The organism is Colwellia sp. RE-S-Sl-9 (assembly GCF_048296855.1).
In the GTDB taxonomy this organism is placed as follows: Bacteria; Pseudomonadota; Gammaproteobacteria; order Enterobacterales; family Alteromonadaceae; genus Pseudocolwellia.
Genome location: NZ_CP182631.1, coordinates 3,272,422 through 3,291,807, shown reverse-complemented (window position 1 = coordinate 3,291,807; position 19,386 = coordinate 3,272,422). Strand labels below are relative to the sequence as shown.

General features: G+C 35.4%; 18 protein-coding genes. 6 read left to right on the top strand and 12 right to left on the bottom strand.

Going from position 1 to position 19,386, the window contains the following annotated elements:
• The first annotated feature begins 82 nt into the window (after positions 1–82).
• Positions 83–790 carry a DNA-3-methyladenine glycosylase I gene (locus ACM9HF_RS14215; protein ID WP_473609987.1) on the top strand — a complete coding sequence of 236 codons (708 nt, stop codon included), beginning with the start codon at positions 83–85 and terminating at the stop codon, positions 788–790.
• A gap of 45 nt (positions 791–835) precedes the next feature.
• Entirely contained in the window at positions 836–1,642 is an 807-nt protein-coding gene (locus ACM9HF_RS14210) for a class I SAM-dependent methyltransferase (RefSeq protein WP_473609982.1), read from the top strand.
• A 107-nt stretch (positions 1,643–1,749) separates the two neighbouring features.
• Here ACM9HF_RS14210 and ACM9HF_RS14205 read toward each other — a convergent pair whose 3' ends face one another.
• Positions 1,750–1,941, bottom strand: coding sequence for a hypothetical protein (locus ACM9HF_RS14205; protein ID WP_473609978.1), 192 nt, complete (start codon positions 1,939–1,941; stop codon positions 1,750–1,752).
• Positions 1,942–2,135: 194 nt separating this feature from the next.
• Here ACM9HF_RS14205 and ACM9HF_RS14200 point away from each other — a divergent pair, with 194 nt between their 5' ends.
• On the top strand, positions 2,136–2,648 hold the full coding sequence (locus tag ACM9HF_RS14200) for a hypothetical protein (protein WP_473609974.1): 513 nt from the start codon (positions 2,136–2,138) through the stop codon (positions 2,646–2,648).
• A 140-nt stretch (positions 2,649–2,788) separates the two neighbouring features.
• Here the strand turns inward: ACM9HF_RS14200 and ACM9HF_RS14195 are convergent, their stop codons facing one another.
• The 6 genes from ACM9HF_RS14195 to ACM9HF_RS14170 form a co-directional block, all read right to left on the bottom strand.
• The gene (locus tag ACM9HF_RS14195; RefSeq protein ID WP_473609971.1) at positions 2,789–3,616 is read right to left on the bottom strand and encodes a hypothetical protein; all 828 of its coding nucleotides are present in this window, start codon (positions 3,614–3,616) and stop codon (positions 2,789–2,791) included.
• Positions 3,617–4,247: 631 nt separating this feature from the next.
• Positions 4,248–5,369: an OmpA family protein gene (locus ACM9HF_RS14190; protein ID WP_473609967.1), complete on the bottom strand. Its 1,122-nt coding sequence runs from the start codon at positions 5,367–5,369 to the stop codon at positions 4,248–4,250.
• Positions 5,370–5,688: 319 nt separating this feature from the next.
• Positions 5,689–6,492 carry a glucosaminidase domain-containing protein gene (locus ACM9HF_RS14185; protein ID WP_473609963.1) on the bottom strand — a complete coding sequence of 268 codons (804 nt, stop codon included), beginning with the start codon at positions 6,490–6,492 and terminating at the stop codon, positions 5,689–5,691.
• Between the two features lie 67 nt (positions 6,493–6,559).
• The gene (locus ACM9HF_RS14180; RefSeq protein WP_473609962.1) at positions 6,560–7,159 is read right to left on the bottom strand and encodes a sigma-70 family RNA polymerase sigma factor; all 600 of its coding nucleotides are present in this window, start codon (positions 7,157–7,159) and stop codon (positions 6,560–6,562) included.
• Positions 7,160–7,180: 21 nt separating this feature from the next.
• The gene (locus ACM9HF_RS14175) at positions 7,181–8,026 is read right to left on the bottom strand and encodes a mechanosensitive ion channel family protein (protein ID WP_473609958.1); all 846 of its coding nucleotides are present in this window, start codon (positions 8,024–8,026) and stop codon (positions 7,181–7,183) included.
• Positions 8,023–8,328: a hypothetical protein gene (locus ACM9HF_RS14170; RefSeq protein WP_473609954.1), complete on the bottom strand. Its 306-nt coding sequence runs from the start codon at positions 8,326–8,328 to the stop codon at positions 8,023–8,025. Before ACM9HF_RS14170 ends, ACM9HF_RS14175 begins: the two co-directional genes overlap by 4 nt.
• A 335-nt stretch (positions 8,329–8,663) precedes the next feature.
• On the opposite strand from ACM9HF_RS14170, the gene ACM9HF_RS14165 reads away from it, so the two are divergent.
• Complete coding sequence (locus ACM9HF_RS14165; RefSeq protein ID WP_473609950.1) at positions 8,664–10,004, top strand: magnesium transporter; 1,341 nt, start codon at positions 8,664–8,666, stop codon at positions 10,002–10,004.
• A gap of 126 nt (positions 10,005–10,130) precedes the next feature.
• On the opposite strand, the gene glnD is transcribed toward ACM9HF_RS14165, so the two are convergent.
• Both glnD and ACM9HF_RS14155 read right to left on the bottom strand, forming a co-directional pair.
• Positions 10,131–12,707 carry a [protein-PII] uridylyltransferase gene (glnD, locus tag ACM9HF_RS14160; protein ID WP_473609946.1) on the bottom strand — a complete coding sequence of 859 codons (2,577 nt, stop codon included), beginning with the start codon at positions 12,705–12,707 and terminating at the stop codon, positions 10,131–10,133.
• A gap of 12 nt (positions 12,708–12,719) precedes the next feature.
• Complete coding sequence (locus ACM9HF_RS14155) at positions 12,720–13,538, bottom strand: hypothetical protein (RefSeq protein ID WP_473609941.1); 819 nt, start codon at positions 13,536–13,538, stop codon at positions 12,720–12,722.
• A gap of 355 nt (positions 13,539–13,893) precedes the next feature.
• Between ACM9HF_RS14155 and ACM9HF_RS14150 the strand changes: the two genes are divergently transcribed.
• Positions 13,894–14,388: a MarR family winged helix-turn-helix transcriptional regulator gene (locus tag ACM9HF_RS14150; protein ID WP_473609938.1), complete on the top strand. Its 495-nt coding sequence runs from the start codon at positions 13,894–13,896 to the stop codon at positions 14,386–14,388.
• A 439-nt stretch (positions 14,389–14,827) separates the two neighbouring features.
• On the opposite strand, the gene ACM9HF_RS14145 is transcribed toward ACM9HF_RS14150, so the two are convergent.
• From ACM9HF_RS14145 to ACM9HF_RS14135, 3 genes are all read right to left on the bottom strand, one after another.
• A complete protein-coding gene (locus ACM9HF_RS14145; RefSeq protein WP_473609934.1) occupies positions 14,828–15,310 on the bottom strand; it encodes a chemotaxis protein CheW in 483 nt (160 codons plus the stop codon).
• Between the two features lie 494 nt (positions 15,311–15,804).
• On the bottom strand, positions 15,805–16,467 hold the full coding sequence (locus ACM9HF_RS14140) for a 3-oxoacid CoA-transferase subunit B (protein WP_473609930.1): 663 nt from the start codon (positions 16,465–16,467) through the stop codon (positions 15,805–15,807).
• Positions 16,468–16,479: 12 nt separating this feature from the next.
• Positions 16,480–17,184, bottom strand: a complete 705-nt coding sequence (locus ACM9HF_RS14135; RefSeq protein ID WP_473609926.1) for a CoA transferase subunit A — start codon at positions 17,182–17,184, stop codon at positions 16,480–16,482.
• A 248-nt stretch (positions 17,185–17,432) separates the two neighbouring features.
• Here ACM9HF_RS14135 and ACM9HF_RS14130 point away from each other — a divergent pair, with 248 nt between their 5' ends.
• On the top strand, positions 17,433–19,370 hold the full coding sequence (locus tag ACM9HF_RS14130; RefSeq protein WP_473609922.1) for a methyl-accepting chemotaxis protein: 1,938 nt from the start codon (positions 17,433–17,435) through the stop codon (positions 19,368–19,370).
• Positions 19,371–19,386 lie beyond the last annotated feature (16 nt).

The following is a 19,386-nucleotide window of genomic DNA, read 5'->3' as shown; positions in this document are numbered from 1 at the left end:
TTTAGTATACTAACAAAACTTAAATGCATTGGCTTTTTGGCCAGTGCATTTTTCATTTAACTAACAAGACCCATTTCACTCCATGGACAAATTAGAATCATTTAAAGCGTTATACCAAAGAGCCGCAGACCGAAAAGGTGGTAAGCAAGCACTGAATCTTTTGTTATCTGATGTTGCGCCCTTCAGTAAGTCTGAATTGAAAAACACGCTAACTGATGAACGAGTACTGTCAGCCTTTACCAAAAAAATATTTCAATCGGGTTTTGTATGGCGTGTAGTTGAAAATAAATGGGATAACTTTGAAGAAAGTTTTTTCCAATTTAATTTAGAAAAAATATTAATGATGCCTGAAGAAATGATGGAGAGAAAAGCCACAGATCCTAAAATAATTCGTAATTACAACAAAGTAAAAACCATTAAAGCTAATGCTCAAATGATGTTTAACGAGCAACAAAATGGTCATTCTTTTATTGAGTTTATGGTTAATTGGCCCGCCGATAACATCATTGGTTTATGGGCTTACCTTAAACAAAATGGCGCACGCTTAGGTGGAAACACCGGCCCTTATGCATTAAGAGCTTTAGGTATAGACACCTTTTTATTAACGCGAGATATTGAAGCCTACTTTCGTGCCCACGACATTGTAACTGGCGGCATTCAAACAAAATCGAGCTTAAAAGCTATCCAAGACAGTTTTAACCAATGGCAAACCGAATGCGATTTATCGTTGGGTCAATTAAGCCGACTCGTTGCTTATGCAACTGGCGATAACAACATACAAGTTGCCTAATACAAAAACCTAGCAACATGAATAAATCAAAAATGAGTAAGTTAAATGACCGAATTAAATGAAAATTTTGCCCATGTTGCCGTTGGTTATGTAGACAATACCGATACCGAATTAGCCAAAAAAATTGCGCAAAAATGGCGACTACAATACATAGGCGACGTTGCGTCAGTAATCAAACACCCACAACTTACCTTTTTGCTACAAGTTAATTTTCAAACCCTTGAATTAATTAAAATAGACGAACCTAAACTCAGCGCCATTAAAGTCGACTTTGTAGAAGGTGCTGCCGCACATCGACGTAAATTTGGTGGAGGCAGAGGTCAAGACATTGCCAAAGCCGTAGGCTTAAAACACGGGTTTACCCCACATGTATTAGATGCCACAGCCGGACTCGGGCGCGACTCTTTTGTATTAGCATCTTTAGGCTGCCAAGTGACCATGATAGAGCGCATGCCCATTGTAGCCGCCTTATTAGAAGACGGTTTAGCACGTGCAACGCTAAACACCGAAGTAGCAGATATTATTAGCAAAATGGAATTAGTGCACAGTTGTTTAACCCAAAATAGCTTTGAACACCTACAACCTGACGTGGTTTATTTAGATCCTATGTACCCACACAGAGAAAAATCAGCAGCTGTAAAAAAGGAAATGCGAGTATTTCAAACCCTCGTTGGTGAAGACTTAGATGCCGACGCATTACTCGCGCCAGCATTAGCAATAGCGAAATACCGAGTGGTAGTAAAACGCCCAACTTACGCGCCACCGTTAGCCAATAAAAAGCCGTCTACCAGTATTAAAATGAAAAAAAACAGATTCGACGTTTATGTGAATCAAGGTATTCCAAAGCTTTAGCGTAATGGCTCTACTTGTCGCTAATGTCGCTGAAACCATACTTTGCTGACAGCGACACAAAATAAGTTAGACAACAAATACATCCTATTCAAAATATTCAACCTCGATCACGCATCGGGGTTTGATAATACAATACCAATACTAATGCCCATTGAAAGTGCAAAACATATAATAGCGGCTATAGGTAATTCAATAGACCATTTAAATAAAGCTATGTTTACAAGCGATTCATTATGAAAAATAACAAATACTGACAATGCACACAAAAAAAATAGAATCGTCTTTAATATAGTTTTCATGTTATCTCCCAATCAAAATTTACTAATACCCGCAAGTATTATTCATATTCAAAAGAGTTAGACGATTGAACTCACCAGAAGTCACAAAATAAATAACTTAAATATTTTGTGACTTCTCCTCCTATCAACGCATCTAATTAATCAGTAACGTTTTATCCCCAAAAATTGGGTAGAATTAACATTAAGGAATACATATGAAGCACATACTACTTATTACATGTTTAGCATTTTTATTTACGGGTTGTACATCAACATCAAAATTAGAAGACTATGCCAATAACCCAAATGGCATGTGGTCAGAAGGTAAAAAATTATCAGAAAAAGGTGAAGCACTGATTAGTAAAGGTGAAAAAAACATAGAAGATGCACGTATTAGCGCTAATAAAGGGGAAGCACTTATTCAATCAAGTAATGATGCGATAATAAGAGCAAGACAAGATTACCAATTAGAAGCAGCAAAATCAGGAAGATCAACAACCCCACAAGAAGTGGAATACGAAGCTGAGCGTTTAGAGGCTATTGGCGAAAAATGGGCAAAAGCAATTTCAAATGTAAACAAAGGTAAAAAAGCGATAACGCAATCTAAAAAGACGGAAAGTGAAGGCCAACTACAAATAGAAAAAGGTCGTCAAATGGTTGAACAAGGCACTAACTTTATTCGTAATAGCCAAAAGATGAGACTGGATCAATCTGCAGCAACCTTATAATAAAACCCTGTAACAATATTTATACCCGTAACCAATCGAGAGGCTATTTCAGAACATCTTGAATGGTAGCGGGTATAGGTAGGCAGATTATGCAAAATCATATAAAATCAACAGCTCTCTATTATTCTTACTATTTAGCCTTAACCTAAACTCTGGTTATTTAGAATCGGTAACTTAAGCCCACCCCATAACAAATTTGATAACGACTCATCCCCAGCAAAGCGTTCGCCGTTTTTGTTGATTGCCAAGCTATAGCTGGTATAAGCATGTAACTCTATTGTATTTTTAAGAAGATATGACAACTGCATACGCAACTGAGCATAATTAAGGCCATTATGACCGTCTACTATATAGCCTGAATTGAATCCAAATGAGCTACTTAAATCTACAAGTAAGGCTTCGTTAAACTTATAACTTTTTATAAAAGCAATTTCTGAAAATAAACCACCGGCATCAAACGAATGATAGATGCTCGCTAATATTTGAATATCGTTACTGTAATCGTAAGAGAAGTCGATATTCACTTCATGGTCTGTAGCGCCAATATCATCTTCGTAAGATTTTAAATAACCATAGCCAACAAACACCTCTAATTTATCAAAAGCATAAATCCCGTAATTAACATTAAAGTTAACCTCTGAATAATCGGCACTTATACCTTTAGCTAGCCAGGGCGTTATATAAAAGTCGCCATAGTTAAACTCGGTAGATATTGAATAAAGACCACTACCAGACAAATTATCTCTGCCCTCAGTAATGTAATCACTCTCAGTTAAAATATGAAAATCCCAACCAAAAGCTTTCTCTGAATGAGTTGATTGAGTATGTTCAAATACAGCATGACGACTCGTTTGAGGATCGTTAACTATTACATTTTTATGCGGGGTTGTGTCTGCTTTTACAGCAGTAATAAAAAAAATGTTAATAATGAAAACAACCCTAACGGTGCATTTATTAATAAAGAACACTTTTTGTATTTCCTATTTTTTGAACGTTGCTCTACGGCGATTACTTAATAAAAAACCTAACGCCAAACCTATATACCCGTAACCATTCAAGATGCAGGTTTCAGTGGGAACTAAAAACAATTTAGGCACAGATTTTACGTTCCAGACGAAATCTAAGGTCTACATCCATGTATGCAAGGCATTAAGTTTACGTCATGGTTATTCTCGGTAACTGCTCCTGCGTTACCCTAATGTCCTACATCCGTGTAGGAACCTGACTAAAGTTAATAACGCGGCATAAATTGTTTTTAGACCCATCGAAGAAGCGCTTGAGCAAAATCACTTCATCGTTAATGCTTTTTATAAGGGAACAACCATTATTACAAAGCATTGCCTTGAATTGATATCGCTCAAGTGCTCTGAAATACGCATCTTGAGTGGTAGCGGGTATAAACAATACCAAACAAATTAACACTGCGCGTGGTATCGAAAATCCCCAAAATAAAAAAGAAACGCTCACTTCTTCCATATTTTGAATAAATAAAGACTACAACCAATACCAACAAGATAAGTATAAGACTCTTATACAATTTATTCATTTACTTTCCTAAAAATAATAAAGGGAGCTATTTGCTCCCTTAAGTCATATCTTTTATTTGGTTATTTTTTTGCGCTCAATAGCCGATACATTAGCCATGATCCGTCTGTTTATTGTATGTGCTTTAATCGTACCGCTGTTATCTATTAACTTAGTATCTCCGTAGCCCACAACATCAATACGATCGGTGTTAATATTGTATTGATTAACCAGTATATTTTTCACTGATTCTGCTCTTTTTTTCGATAACCATACGTTATATTGCTTATCACCTAATGACGAGCTATGTCCTTCTATCACGACTTCCGTATTAGAAAAGCGTTTCAGAAACGTTGAAAACTCTTCCAGTTGAGACATATCGTTTTTATTAACAATACTAGAGTTATGAGCAAATTTAATATCTAGCTGCATTCTTACTTCTTTATCTTCAAATATACTACAACCTTTACTGTCTACCTTATCGATTGACGGTGTATTAGCACAGGCATCTTTATTATCTGGAATACCATCATTATCACTGTCTGCAACAACCGGCTGAGAAACAACACAACCTGTGTTATCCACACGGCTATTTACTGGCGTGTTAGGACATAAATCTCTACTGTCTTGAACGCCATCTTGATCTGTATCTTCAACTCGAGCTACTGAACGAGTAGGTTTATTCTCTCCTCCAAAAGCATACGAAAAACCTAGTTTTACGCTGTAATCATTAAAACCTTCACCAAAATCGTGATGAGCAGCAACTTCAGTTATTATTTTTAAATTAGAATTAGTTTCCCAATGACGGCCTAATCCCACATTAACAAGACGCTGTGTTTCATCATACTTTTCTATTTTTAATCCTGTAAATACGTAGTAATCAGACTGTTGAGGGAAAAATAGAACATCAATACCTCCTCTATCTCCGCCAATTGTTTGTTTTGGCCCTTTAGTATCTAAATTCAAATGCGACCATTCAATTCGACCGGCCCAAGAAGGACTAAAACGAATACCGTATTCAAGACCTAAACCTAAACCATCGTTGTACTGAGGAGCAGGAAGAAACTTCTCATTGTCTGCATTGTAATATTCAGCAAAACCACCAAACCAAGATTCTTTATCTACAGAGTTATCAGCAGCAATTGCACCGTGCGACATAAGAGCAAGCATATTTAATGCAACAAATTTCTTTTTCATTTTAACTTCACCTTTTAATTCATGTTTATATACCCATTATCAATCGGGTGTTTATTTCAAAAATCTTGAATAACAACGGGTATATAGTTAATAAAACTATTTTCATAAAGATAGACGACATCAATACTTGAAAAGTCACATTTAAGTTCATTATTTTATTATTGATTGGTCGCGGGTATAAAAAAGAAGGTATGTTACATATGAGGAATGGCAACGTTATTTTTACAATGTAAAAAAGGAGGTTTGTGTATAACCTACGAACTAATAAAGGCTATTAATTCGTAAAATACATGTTCAGATTACCTTACAACCCAAGTGACTAATTAAATTGTGCAGTAAACCGTTGAAGTTTATTTTGATTAATAAATTGGCTTATTTTAGCTACATAAAAGTGACCCTCTTCAGAATATTTATCAAGAGTTTGTGCTAATAACAGCCCTGTAACAGCTTCTTCTTTTTGGCGAAGTTGCCCACGTTTTTTTCGTAGGGCTTTATAAGATGCATTGGTGTTTAAATTTCTTATGTAAGATCTAACCGATTCATTAATAGACGAGAACTTAGCCACTTCATGTGATTTTTGTAGATCTCGGGAAGACGGCACCATACCGCAACCTTTTGAAAAGCACCATTGCCCAAAAATATTATTTCCTTGTTTAGAAAATCTCGAAGATCCCCAACCAGACTCTATTGCCGCCTGTGTTAAAGCTAAAGAAGGAGGAATAACATCTACCCTTTCAAGTAGATTAGTGAAAAAATGTTTATCTACATTTTCACCATCCACCTTGTAATGAGTAGCCACTTTATTTAGCCATACCTTTTGTTTATGAGAAAGTTCTTCTGCCGGTACGTCTTGAAACAAAATAACGATTTTTCTTAACTTTAAAACATGTTCATTTTCTTGTTTAATAATGGGATATAACGTATTAAAAAAGAGCTCTTTCTTTTCCTTTACGTCCTTTATTTTTGAAAAGTCAGGCAGTTTATTTAACTTGTCGTAACTTTTTGCTTTGGCAACAGATATTAACGGTATTGGGCCATCATCTGATACAAATAAATAGATCACCAGTACACTTACAAATGAGCCGATTGCTAATGTTATATTTTTTTTAAAAGTACTTATCATCTATATCTACCTATTTTTTGAGTGTAAGTCTTAAAAATCATTATAATAAAACTTACACCCCACTTAATTAACCACTATCTATCTCTTGATCGTCAGTGCTTACACTGCCAGCCATTTTTTCTAATGCTCGTTTATAGCGCATCTTCACTGTGCTTAACTTCTGCTCTACTATGAGAGCAATATCATTAAACTCAAGATCGCCAGCAATACGAAAAACAACTATCGAACGCTCTTCTAAGCTAAGTCGAGCCAACATATGATTAAGTTGGCTACTTCTCTCAGTCAAATCTTCTGAGGCTTCTTCTAAAATTACATTTTCAGCTTCATCTAAATCGACTTGATCTAATTTCTTTTTTCTTAACCTAGTTAACGCCTGATTGTAGGCAATTCTGTATATCCATGTTTTAAAACTCGCTCGTTGTTCAAAGCGTTTAAGGTTGTTAAAAACATTTAGCATGGTGTCATTAACAGCTTCTTCTGCTTCTTCTTTCGAGTCTAAGTATCGATAACATACTTGTATTAACTTGCTATGATATCGATGAAAAAGCACTTCGTAAGCTGTTGTCACATAGGGTAATTGGAGGCTCGCAATACGTACTAACTCCAAATCATCTAATTGTGATAACCGATCAGAGACAAGACTTTTCTCGTTCTCTGGTGTTTTCATAGTTAACTCATTGTTAGTACTTTATTTAATCGAGTCATTCATTGGTGTAACAATAAACTTGCGGGTTAATAAATCTTGATTAGGCACACTTAATCTACGACCTTCTTTGTTTTCAAGTAATGTATTTACCGTACTTACAGCGATAACATTACCAACAAAACCTTCAAACTCTACTTCGTCGCCCGGCAACAGCTGCTCTCTGGCGTAAATACCAGAAACAATACTGTTCGCAATACTTTTCGTACCTAAACCTAAAGCCAAAGCAAGTGCTATACCTAAACTTGCAATTAACACGGTAAAAATTGTATTTAATAACTCTGTTTCAAGTTCAAGTTGAGCTATCACTAACGAAAAAGTAATAGCTAAAACAAGTATTTGTAATACACGACCTACTGACGAACCATACTCTACACCCATATTATTCAGTGAGATTTCAACTTTACTTTTACCTGATTTGGCTATAAATAAACCCAGCAAAGTAATAACAAGTGCGCCTAATAATTTAGGTAAATACTGAACAAAGGTATCTAAAATGGCTGAAAACCTATCTAAACCTAGTGTTTCAGAACCGGCAACAAGAATAATTAAAACGAAAAATACATGAAGTAAACGTCCTATCATTTCTGAAGGAGTAGATGTGAGTCCAAGTGTTTTTAAAATTTTACTTACATTCAATTTTGTACAAAGCTTATCGAATCCTAATTTTTCTATAATTTTAGCAACCCACTTAGTTATTATTTTAGAAATAAATAATCCCACCAGAACAACTAAAATGGTCGCTAATAAATTAGGTAAAAAGCCCGCTATTTCTGTCCAAAATTTGGATAATGCGTTACTAAATGATTGTGTCCAAACGTCTAAATTCATTTTAAGTCTCCGGTATTAGTATTTAACTGAGTTACATATTTTGTGGTAGTTGATTGTTTTATTACGTTTCGTTTTTTTAACGTGCTTTGATTATGTAAATCAAACTTGCGTTTTGCAGAATACATAGATGCACCAAAACCTAAGAATACAACCCAAATCCAACCCAAAAATAACCCGGTAACATCTTTAGCGGCTGTTACTTTTGAAGATTTTTCTAACACTTTCTTCAAGGCTTTATCTTCATTAGTCGTGGGAATTGTTTCTTGCCACATCAGTTTAAGTTCGTCTTCATCTAAATTCATTTATGTATCCTATGATTAAATTTTATTAATTTTAGCGCTTATTCGTTTCTCAAGTATGAGCTTTGTTTAAGTTAAAAATAAGCATTTCAATGCGTCGGCTATACTCTCTTCCTGTAATTGACTCATTTCTTGCAATAACTTTTTGCAATAACCTGCAGACTTAATCCACACGGTAAACCTATTTTTACGTTATTGTTCTTATAGACGAATACAAAAACGTAAAAGTCACAAAAAAATTAATATATTTTTATTGTGACTTTTACGTTATAACTCTCGTCAAAATATAACTCGTACAAAATAACCCAATAATCAACCCACCCGCTGGAGTGCATAATATGTCAGAACCCTTACCTGATTTAATTGAAGAGGTTATTAGCCATTCTGATCTCAATGCAGATATAGATAATGCTTCATTATTTATTGCTCAAGCCAATGAAGACGAAGTGGCTTTATTATTAGAATCTTTGCCAATAGATGAACGGATTATTTTATGGCAAACAATTCCTGAACATAAGCAACTTAATACTTTATTACAGATGCGTTGTGATCCCAGAGAAGTCCTTATTAAAGAGACGAATCCAGAACAATGGGATAAATTATTTGTCGGTATTGATTCTGAAGACCTGCTCGAATTAGCAGACTCTTTACCTGTTGAGTTAGTCGAACGCGCCTATGAAGCAATGGATAGGAAACAAAAACAATACTTTACCCGAGCGAATCAATACCCTGAAGAACAAATAGGTCACTGGATTTCTCATGATTTTTTAGTATTACCTATTAATGCTAGAGTGCGAGACGCGATGCGACTAATTCGCAGAGAAGTACCTCGACATACAGATATGATTTTTTTAGTTAACCGTTCAGGGCATTTTTCTGAAGCCGTGCCAATCGCTAAACTATATGGATTACCAGAACATTTACCCTTGGTAGATATTTCATTAGATGATTTTTTAGTGATATCGGCAAACGCTGAATGCGACCTTGTAGCTAAAGACGTTCAGTTATCCGGCTTTGGCTCATTACCTGTAGTAGATGAAAATCAAAAGCTACTCGGGCGAATAGATGTAACAACCGCGTCAGAACTTTTGCTTGAACACAATGAAAGGCAATTAATGGGTAGCGTAGGTATGGATGAGAATGAAGATTTATTCTCTCCTGTGCGAAAAAGTGCCAAAGGTCGTGCTATTTGGTTAGGTATTAATTTACTTACAGCATTCTTAGCCAGTGCTTTTATTGGTATGTTTGAAGCTACGTTACAGCAGGTTGTTGCTTTAGCTGTTCTTATGCCTGTTGTGGCAAGTATGGGAGGCATAGCGGGCAGCCAAACACTCACCTTAATGATACGTGGGTTAGCACTAAAACAAGTTAACCCTGCCAATTTTAAAATATTGTTAGTTAAAGAATTTAAAGTGGGTAGTCTTAACGGAATTATATGGGCAATAGTAATAGGCTTAGTAGCTGTAGCTTGGTTTAAAGACCCTTTACTAGGCATGGTGATAGGCATTGCCATTTTATTAAATATTATTGCAGCAGCTTGCGCTGGAATTTTTGTACCCGTTATTTTAGATAAACTAAAAATTGACCCTGCGCTTTCTGGTTCGGTTATTTTAACAACCGTAACTGATATTGTCGGGTTTGTTGCCTTTTTAGGGTTAGGTACTTTATTTTTACTTTAGAGCATATTCTTCAAAAGAGAAGTAAGAATAATTATAAGTGGTGATGAAATTATTGAAAAAGTAACCTGTGGATTCTATCCCCGTTGCAATCTTCCATATGTTGGTTGCAATGGGTATACAAGACTATTAAGCGGTACGCTCTACCAAAAGATCTGTTAACTCGCCTTGTTCTTCATTCGATAATTGCTCGTCACCATTTTTAGAGACTAAAAATACATTTTCTGTCGATTCACCTAGCGAGCTTATTTTTGCTGAATGAATAGTTAAGTTGAGCTGCGAAAATACCAAACAGATTTTTTCCATATAACAGGGGTCGTCTAAGGTATTTATTTTTAATAATGATTTATTCTTTTTACTCGACTTTAAAAACTCAACAGCTGTGGTGTTTTCAAAATGTTTTACAAACCTTGGGGTTGTTAAATTGTGATTAGACACTTCATTGTGAATAGACTTTTCAACACGTTTAACAATTTGAGATAAACGGTATTCTTCAACAATGGGTTCGTTGTTATTGTCGAGTAATTTAATAATTTCTAATACATTCCCGTCTTTAGTTTGCATTATTTGCGCATCTTTTACACTGAGTTTTGCGCCAGCTAATACGTTGAATATATCTACAAAAAGTTTAGGCCTGTCTTTTGTGTAAACAATTAAATTAGTTGAACCTGAAGACACTCCCTCTGGTATATAAACAACATTATTATTTACTGAATGATTTAATATTTGATCGCTAATACATACAATTTCATCAACACTATTACTACTGAAAAAATGATTAGGTAAATTAGCCCATAACGAAGTAATGCGGGCTTCTTCTACATTCATATTAGCGAGTAATAACTTGGCTTCACTTTTGTTTTCTCTAATTAAGGTACGCGATTCAAATATGTTTTCTATACCTTGCTTTAAAGCCGTTCGGGTTGATAAGTAAAGTTGTTTTAGCTGGCACTCTTGCCATTCATTCCAGTATTGTTCGTTGGTGGCGATCATGTCGGCTACTGTAAACACAAAAAGTGCGTTAAGTTTATCAACTGAACCGACTGTTTTGGCTAAGCGTTTAATAATTTCAGGATCTGCAATGTCATGACTTTGTATGGTAGTGATCAGTAACTCTTGATGCGTAACAAGCCAATAAATGAGTTTAATACTTGAGCTTTTAAGTTGATGTAATTCTGCAAATTCTTTAGCAATTACAGCACTCAGTTGATGATCATCGCCAACTTGCTTACCTGAAATATGATGACAAAGTGTCGCCATAACCAAAGCGTTTTTATCTTTAACATATTGATTAACAATATAAACAAAGCTCTTTTTATCAAACTCATGGCTAAAGCTATCAATAGCTTGCACGGCTTTAAAAGTATGTTCGTCTATTGTGTAAGCATTATGCATGTCGTATTGCATTTGGCCTTGAATACGTTCCCAATGGGAGAAATAAGACGCTAAAATATCGTATCTATGCATTAAACTCAGCGCGGTTTTAAGTCCTTTCGGATGCTGTAATAATGCAATAAATTCTTCTTGGCAGCCTTGGTAACAGCTAAGTTCACCTAATAAACGTCGTCTCGTTTGTCTTAATAAGCGAATGGTTTCAGGGGCAATTCCATGAATATTATCGTGTTCAGCTATCAATAAAAAGAGTCTTATTACCTGTCTTTTATCAATAAAAGCTTCGTCGTAGCGTACTTGAATAAGGTGATTACAAACAGAAAAATACTCATCAATAATACATTCTGGCTGATTAGGCTGATGCTTTAATATGTCAAACAGGAAAGAGTCTTTGAGCATTTGATTAAGCTCGCGGATACGTGTCATGGCCCTAAACAAAAAGCCCATCATACTCTCGATGGCGTGTTGTGTATTTTCACCACTACCAAAACGCATGAACCTAGCGACTGCCGATTGATAATCGAATAATAGGTTTTCTTGAGGACGATTAACAACTGAGTGTAATGCCCATCTAACACGACAAACAAAATCATAAGACTCTAATAACTCGGAGGTTTCGTCTGCGGTTAAAAATCCGGTAGATTTGATTGTACTGGCGGTGTCGGTCAAAAAATGTTTTTGTGCTATCCATTGAATAGTTTGTACATCGCGCATACCGCCGGGGTTATTTTTTAAATTTGGCTCTAAATATAACGCGGTATTTTTGGCTTGTTGATGACGGTTTTCTTGTTCTAGCATTTTTTCTTGAAAGAACACTTTACTCGTTAGTATTTTGTCGCCATAAAGCGCTTCTTTGATTTTTTTTGCATGATCTTGAGGACCATGAAGAGGTCTTAAATCCAAGAGGTTTGTTGCTATAGTGATGTCTTTTTGTGAGAGTTGAATAGATTCATCAGTTGTTCTGACTGAATGGCCGATATCAGTACCTAAATCCCAAAGTTTAGTTAAAAAACAAGAAAGTGTTTCTTCAACTTTTTGAGAAATATCGCCTTCGCTTATAATCGCCAAATCTATATCTGATTGAGGATGTAATCTTTTTCTGCCATACCCACCTACTGCATTAATAGATAAAGGTGAGTTATGTAATTCAAACGAAATCCAGAGTGAAATCAATAATTCATCAAAAAATTCAGCTCTTTTTTCCAGCAAAGATTGAATCGAGTCAGTATGAAATTTTTCATTTAGTGTCTGAGTGTAATTAGCAATATATTGGCGTAATTCAACTCCAGATGTTTCTTTTGAAACGAAAGACATTTGGGCTATCTCTTATAATTGCTTAGACCAAGCATTTAAACTGTCTAATTTTCCTTTAAAAAACGACTCATTCATCAGTCGGCCTCCAAACTCAAAATCATTTGCAGCGCATGTAGCATTAATCATTAAACTGCTCGCGGGCACTGTTGTGTATGCTGTTTTACAATTGATAGAAGCATAATGATTTTCCATTTCTGTTAATAAATGGGTAATAACATCATTCGTCTCTAATTCAGCATTTACTGTAAAATTTGAAAACTCGACAACATTTCTTTTTTTACAATGGTAAGCATTAACTGTAGCAGCAATTTCATTATTTATTTGTGCGTAAAACTGATTGCTTTCATTATGCTTAGGGGTTGGAATCTTTCTGCCTGAATAAACTAACTGCTTTTTATCTTCTATTAACGGCTCAATAGAACCAGACGATATTGTAATATCACTATTGTCTAAATTAATTTGATGCTCATCATTGTTGATAAAAGAAGCATCTAAAATAGCATCGTGTTCTTCTTCAAACTGATTTTCTAGGTAGGAATCTTTTAAATAATAAACAATATAAAAGGCATCTTGCAAACCGTAGTAAGCCATTATAGATGCCTCTACTTTAAAGCCATGTTGAAAAAAATACACCGCGCTCGATTCTTTTACTTTAATACTAATTTTGGCAATTTGTCGCTTAAACGCATAATCTTTCACTAACGGCACAAAACTATTTAAATCTGTATTACCGACATCTTCAATAATTAATGTGTTTGCAATATTGTCGTGTATAAACTCAATACCAGCGGTCTTCACATACTCTTCAAAAATACAATTATTAATACTCACAAAACCTTCTCATAAAAAGCGAACCAATCATTTGAATTGAAATAGTATCAATTCTAACTAAATTTTTCAATTATAACCTCTTAAGAGCTATTCTAGCTTTTACTTATTATCTTAATATTTCAGTTTAAAAATAATTTTATAAAGCACCACAAGGAATTTTCGGGTTTAATCTTTATGACTAATTCAATGTTGAAATATAAATTTATCTAAATAAAAAACAACAAGTTAAACATTAACTAAAAAATTATAAACTTATCAAAAAATAGTTAATTAAAGTTTATCCTGTATCTGACTACTCACAGCTATATCTAAAGTGGTAAACTAGCTCAATAATGTGTAGATAATGTAAATTTAAATGAAAAAATATGACGAACTACTAATATCAATTCGAAAGGTTATTCGAGCAATTGATCTGCATTCTAAGCAATTAACTAAATCTTCTGGCTTAACGGGCCCTCAATTATTGATAATGCTAGAAATTGAAAAAGCCCAAGCGATTACCGCCAGTCAAATAGCTAAAACGATTAATTTAAGTGCTGCAACTGTCACTAATATTCTTGATAGACTTGAAAGCCGAAACTTAATTCAACGTGTACGTAGCTCAGAAGATAAAAGAAGAGTGAGTTTGTTTTTATCTGATGCAGGCAAAGAATGTTTAATTGATGCTCCCAAGCCATTACAAGAACACTTTATTAAGAATTTTTGCCGCTTAGAAGAATGGGAACAGTCGTTACTGCTTTCTTCGATGCAACGTATTGCTATTATGATGGACGCTGACGATTTAGACGCTGCACCGGTATTAGAGATAGACCCTATGCAGGTAAGTAGTGAAGAAACAAATAGAGAATAACGCTTTATACCCGTAACCACTCAAGATGCGTATTTCAGAGCACTTGAGCAATATCAATTCAAGGCAATGCTTTGTAATAATGGTTGTTCCCTTATAAAAAGCATTAACGATGAAGTGATTTTGCTCAAGCGCTTCTTCGATGGGTCTAAAAACAATTTATGCCGCGTTATTAACTTTAGTCAGGTTCCTACACGGATGTAGGACATTAGGGTAACGCAGGAGCAGTTACCGAGAATAACCATGACGTAAACTTAATGCCTTGCATACATGGATGTATGTACTTAGATTTCGTCTGGAACATGAAATCTGTGCCTAAATTGTTTTTAGTTCCCACTGAAACCTGCATCTTGAATGGTTACGGGTATAGAACACGACATGAGCTAGGTGAGTAAAACGATAGGTTATCGTTTTACTCCTAAAAAGAGATGTAGAATTAAGTTTATAAATGACTAAGATCTTGCCATTCATCTTCGTTAAGAATTTTTTCAGCATCTAATAAAATAAGCAGTTCGCCATCCTTATTATAAACACCATCAATAAACTTCGCTGTTTCATCGTTGCCAACATTAGGTGCTACATCAACATCCTTTGATTGAATACTGATAACTTCAGCAACACTGTCTACCAAAATCCCAATAACTTGTGTGCCTACTTCTAATATAACAATACGCGTATCGTCAGTAACTTCGAGTTCTGGCAAAGCAAATTTTTCACGTGTATTTAAAACACTGATCACATTACCGCGTAAATTAATAATACCTAAGACGTAACTCGGCGCACCAGGTATAGGAGATATTTCACTGTAGCGCTGAATTTCTTGTACCTTTAGCACTCTAATACCGTAATTTTCACCGTTTAAGCTAAACTTTACCCACTGTGTAGTTTCATTTTGTGCGTTTTTTTCAGGCGCAGGTTTACTCATGTTTAAACTCCGTTTGTGCATTTAAAAGGTAAAGTATTTAACCCAAATTCGGGATGATGAATTTTGTAATCTTTTGATTTATTAATAAAAGATGATAAATATAAATGCTATTCAAATAACACTTTAATTGTTTCCTCATGTTGAAATTTATTCGCCTAACAAGGCTTTTTTATTCTCGAAAAATCCAAGTACATGCAGGCAACAACGTTAGGTGATTAAATGGCAATATTAGGCATAATAGCTATACCAAATTCAGATTATTTAATACTTTAGTTGCTATAGCTTGATTATACAATTAAAAAGGATATGGGCTATTCATTTAAACGTAATTTACTCGTTGTTGCTCTTTTACATAGAATGACTAGGCCATAATCGCAACGCCTAAATTAACTCGCGTTTAATTTATACCCAAAAGATCAACAGGCCCTCAAACAAAAAAAGCCCCCAATACTATTATGGTAGTATTGAGGGCTTTGTTCATTTTTTACAATAATTTAAGCAGGAAATTGCATTTCAGGTACGTGATTAGGTACTACAAGTTCACCAGCGGTTAGCTTAACAATTTCTTCAACTGAAACACCGGGTGCGCGTTCAAGCAAATGAAACTTACCTTCTTTAATCTCAAGAAAAGCTAAATCAGTCAGTACTTTTTTAATACAACCTTTACCTGTTAACGGTAAGGTGCATTCTGCTAAAAGTTTTGATTCACCATGTTTTGAAGCATGCGTCATGGTTACAATAATATTGTCTGCGCCAGCAACTAAGTCCATAGCGCCACCCATCCCCTTAATTAACTTGCCGGGTATCATGTATGAAGCAATGTTGCCTTGGCAATCCACTTCAAAGGCACCTAAAACGGTTAAGTCTACATGGCCACCACGTATCATGGCAAAAGACTCGGCACTATCGAATAACGACGCACCTGTTGCCATGGTTACCGTTTGTTTACCTGCATTTATTAAGTCAGCATCCACTTCTTCGTCTGTCGGAAATTGCCCCATACCTAATAAACCGTTTTCAGATTGAAGCATTACCTCAATACCTTCAGGAACATAATTCGCCACTAAAGTTGGGATACCTATGCCTAAATTTACGTAAAAACCATCTTGTAATTCTTGTGCCACGCGTTGCGCTAATTGTTCTCTTGATAAAGCCATAATATATGCTCCTTAAGCTGAAGGACGTGTAGTACGTTGTTCAATTACTTTCTCGAAGCTACCTTTAATAACTCGATCAACATAAATGCCTGGTGTATGAATATGGTCTGGGTCTAACTCACCAGGCTGAACAATTTCTTCCACTTCTACTACGGTAATTTTACCGGCCGTTGCAGCCATAGGGTTAAAGTTACGTGCAGTTTTACGAAAAACTAAATTACCGTATGTATCAGCCTTCCACGCTTTAACTATGGCAAAGTCGCCTTTAATAGATTCTTCTAAAATGTAATGCCTGCCATTAATTTCACGCGACTCTTTACCTTCAGCAACGGGAGTACCGTAGCCTGTTGCCGTGAAAAAGGCTGGTATACCGGCACCTGCCGCACGCATTTTTTCAGCTAAAGTACCTTGTGGTGTTAGTTCTACTTCTAACTCACCACTCATCATTTGGCGTTCAAATTCTTCGTTTTCACCCACGTAAGAAGCCACCATTTTTTTAACTTGCTTGTCGTGTAACAAAATACCTAAACCATGATTTGTTGTTCCGCAGTTATTTGATACAACAGTAAGGTTTTTAGTACCTTTATTTTTAATTTCTTTAATTAAATTTTCTGGAATACCACAAAGACCAAAACCACCAGCTATCAGTGTCATGCCGTCTTCTAAGCCAGACATAGCCTCTTCATAGCTGTTTACCACTTTATTAAAACCCGACATGATATTTGTTCTCCAAAATATAAATCAGTAAAACTTTCAGTATTTCATTTTGTATCACACCTATAGTTTTATCAAATTTAAAGAATCAAACTATTAATAAATTAAATTTATATTTAACGCGCATTGTTAAAGAAGGGTTAAATACAATAACGTCACCTTTACATAACACGCTCTAACAATGGTTTGTAATAAAAACGTCACATTGCATATGCGATAATTTGAATACACTTATTAATTAAGAAAATAACATGCGTGTTTCCTCGTTTTTTAGACTATCAAGTATCACCATTTTTGCCTTTGCATTAACTTTTACAGCCACCTTGTACTGGGTTTTAAATACTTATAAAACCAGTAGATTGATCAGTAATGAGTATCAAATAATAAAAAATCTTGTGTCTATTAAACTCAACAATATTATTACCCGTTATTTAGAAACAGGTGATGCCACGCTACTTACAGATGCAGATATCACATTAGAAGAAATCATCACCAACGCAAAAAATATGTCAAGCACAGGCATATCGTCAGATATTGAAAATAAAGTGATAGAGCTACAATTACTGCTTTCTACAAAAATAAGAGCGTTAGGTAAACTCAGTGGCGATCCTGCCGCACTTTTACGTAATAACGAACAAACCATCAACGCTATTATTATTGATTTAAAAAAATATGTAGATGACTCAAACACCATTACCACGAATCAAAAAGAACAATATACCAATATATTACTTACCCTTTCTAACGAGTTAACTACCTTAGTTAATCTTAGAGAAAAAGTGCTGGTGAATAATGCTGTACGTAGCTCAGTTGATTTAGCGATTGACGATTTGTCTACCAGCAGCCGAAAACTGCAAACCTTTCCTTTACTGGGCATTATTGAAAAGAGCACAGATGATGACGAATTAAGTTTCGACGAAGATGACGATGCCACAGATTTAAGTGAAGAAGTATTAGATGAACTACTATCGCTGACCAACAGGTATAAAAATGAATTAAACACTACCCTTGCCAATCAAGCTGAACAAATTAACGGTAAAAAACAACTTTCAAGCCAGCTTAGCCAGCTAAAAAATATCGTTGAAAGTGGCGAACAAAATATCGTTGAACAGCAAATAACAACCGAACAACACACGCAACGTATTACCATCGGGTTAGTCATTGGTTTACTTGTTTATTTATTAGGTAACTTTATTTTACAAAAACGTATTGTGCTAAAACCTTTGCAGCTTTTAAGAAATAGCTTTGTTCAACTCGTACAAACAGGCAATGTAAATAATATTACTGGCATTAATGAAAAAACCGAGCTGGGTGAAATATCTACAAGCTTTAACGAGCTGGTTGGCATACTCAACAAACAAGATACGCAAAAAGCCGAGCAACTTGGCTTAGTATCTAACGCTTTACATACCATGCAAAATCAAGCCACTGCCATCAACAACACATCAGGAGAAGCAAGCCAACAGGTTGAAAATGCACAACACCTAATGGCAACACTGAGTGAGGCAACCAACATGGTAAATGAGCTGTCAAAACAAGTTGTAGACAACGCCAACAATACACAACACGCCATGACCTCCAGTCAAGAACATGTGTCACAAGTCATTAAAGCCAGCGAATTAACCAATATTGCCGCGCAAACAAGTAAAAATGAAATTCTAAAACTGACTCAATCAGTGAATAGCGTAAGTAGTATTGTTGAAGTGATAAGCTCAATCGCAGATCAAACAAATTTATTAGCATTAAACGCAGCCATTGAAGCCGCTCGCGCAGGCCAACACGGGAGAGGCTTCTCGGTAGTAGCCGACGAAGTCAGGCAACTTGCTAGTAAAACTCAAGATTCTTTATTACAAATTAGTGGTCGCCTTACACAACTACAGTCGGCGAGTAGAAGCATTGAAGAAACAATTTTAGGTATTGAATTAGCCTCAAACAAACAGCAAAACATTGCCACTCAATTACAAAGTAATGCAATACAAGTATCAGAACATGCAAAAGCCTCTGCAACCGTAGCGCAAGACGCATTAGGCCAAATAACACTGCAGCGTGAACAGTACACAATTTTTGAAAAAGCCATGTATCAAGTAAATCAACAAGTCGAACAATCCAAACAACTCGCTGAAATTATTGTTAACGACGTTACAGAACAAGTGAAAGATATTAATAATACGCTTGGTATATCTCTGTAATGTGTAATAACTCGTT

What these genes read in the sequence shown, in the direction of transcription:
- ACM9HF_RS14215 (WP_473609987.1), top strand. Translation starts at nt 83, where the DNA reads ATGGACAAATTAGAATCATTTAAAGCGTTATACCAAAGAGCCGCAGAC.
- ACM9HF_RS14170 (WP_473609954.1), bottom strand. Translation starts at nt 8,328, where the DNA reads ATGAATTTAGATGAAGACGAACTTAAACTGATGTGGCAAGAAACAATT.
- ACM9HF_RS14185 (WP_473609963.1), bottom strand. Translation starts at nt 6,492, where the DNA reads ATGATAAGTACTTTTAAAAAAAATATAACATTAGCAATCGGCTCATTT.
- glnD (WP_473609946.1), bottom strand. Translation starts at nt 12,707, where the DNA reads ATGTCTTTCGTTTCAAAAGAAACATCTGGAGTTGAATTACGCCAATAT.
- ACM9HF_RS14175 (WP_473609958.1), bottom strand. Translation starts at nt 8,026, where the DNA reads ATGAATTTAGACGTTTGGACACAATCATTTAGTAACGCATTATCCAAA.
- ACM9HF_RS14165 (WP_473609950.1), top strand. Translation starts at nt 8,664, where the DNA reads ATGTCAGAACCCTTACCTGATTTAATTGAAGAGGTTATTAGCCATTCT.
- ACM9HF_RS14135 (WP_473609926.1), bottom strand. Translation starts at nt 17,184, where the DNA reads ATGTCGGGTTTTAATAAAGTGGTAAACAGCTATGAAGAGGCTATGTCT.
- ACM9HF_RS14130 (WP_473609922.1), top strand. Translation starts at nt 17,433, where the DNA reads ATGCGTGTTTCCTCGTTTTTTAGACTATCAAGTATCACCATTTTTGCC.
- ACM9HF_RS14210 (WP_473609982.1), top strand. Translation starts at nt 836, where the DNA reads ATGACCGAATTAAATGAAAATTTTGCCCATGTTGCCGTTGGTTATGTA.
- ACM9HF_RS14140 (WP_473609930.1), bottom strand. Translation starts at nt 16,467, where the DNA reads ATGGCTTTATCAAGAGAACAATTAGCGCAACGCGTGGCACAAGAATTA.
- ACM9HF_RS14190 (WP_473609967.1), bottom strand. Translation starts at nt 5,369, where the DNA reads ATGAAAAAGAAATTTGTTGCATTAAATATGCTTGCTCTTATGTCGCAC.
- ACM9HF_RS14200 (WP_473609974.1), top strand. Translation starts at nt 2,136, where the DNA reads ATGAAGCACATACTACTTATTACATGTTTAGCATTTTTATTTACGGGT.
- ACM9HF_RS14145 (WP_473609934.1), bottom strand. Translation starts at nt 15,310, where the DNA reads ATGAGTAAACCTGCGCCTGAAAAAAACGCACAAAATGAAACTACACAG.
- ACM9HF_RS14205 (WP_473609978.1), bottom strand. Translation starts at nt 1,941, where the DNA reads ATGAAAACTATATTAAAGACGATTCTATTTTTTTTGTGTGCATTGTCA.
- ACM9HF_RS14150 (WP_473609938.1), top strand. Translation starts at nt 13,894, where the DNA reads ATGAAAAAATATGACGAACTACTAATATCAATTCGAAAGGTTATTCGA.
- ACM9HF_RS14180 (WP_473609962.1), bottom strand. Translation starts at nt 7,159, where the DNA reads ATGAAAACACCAGAGAACGAGAAAAGTCTTGTCTCTGATCGGTTATCA.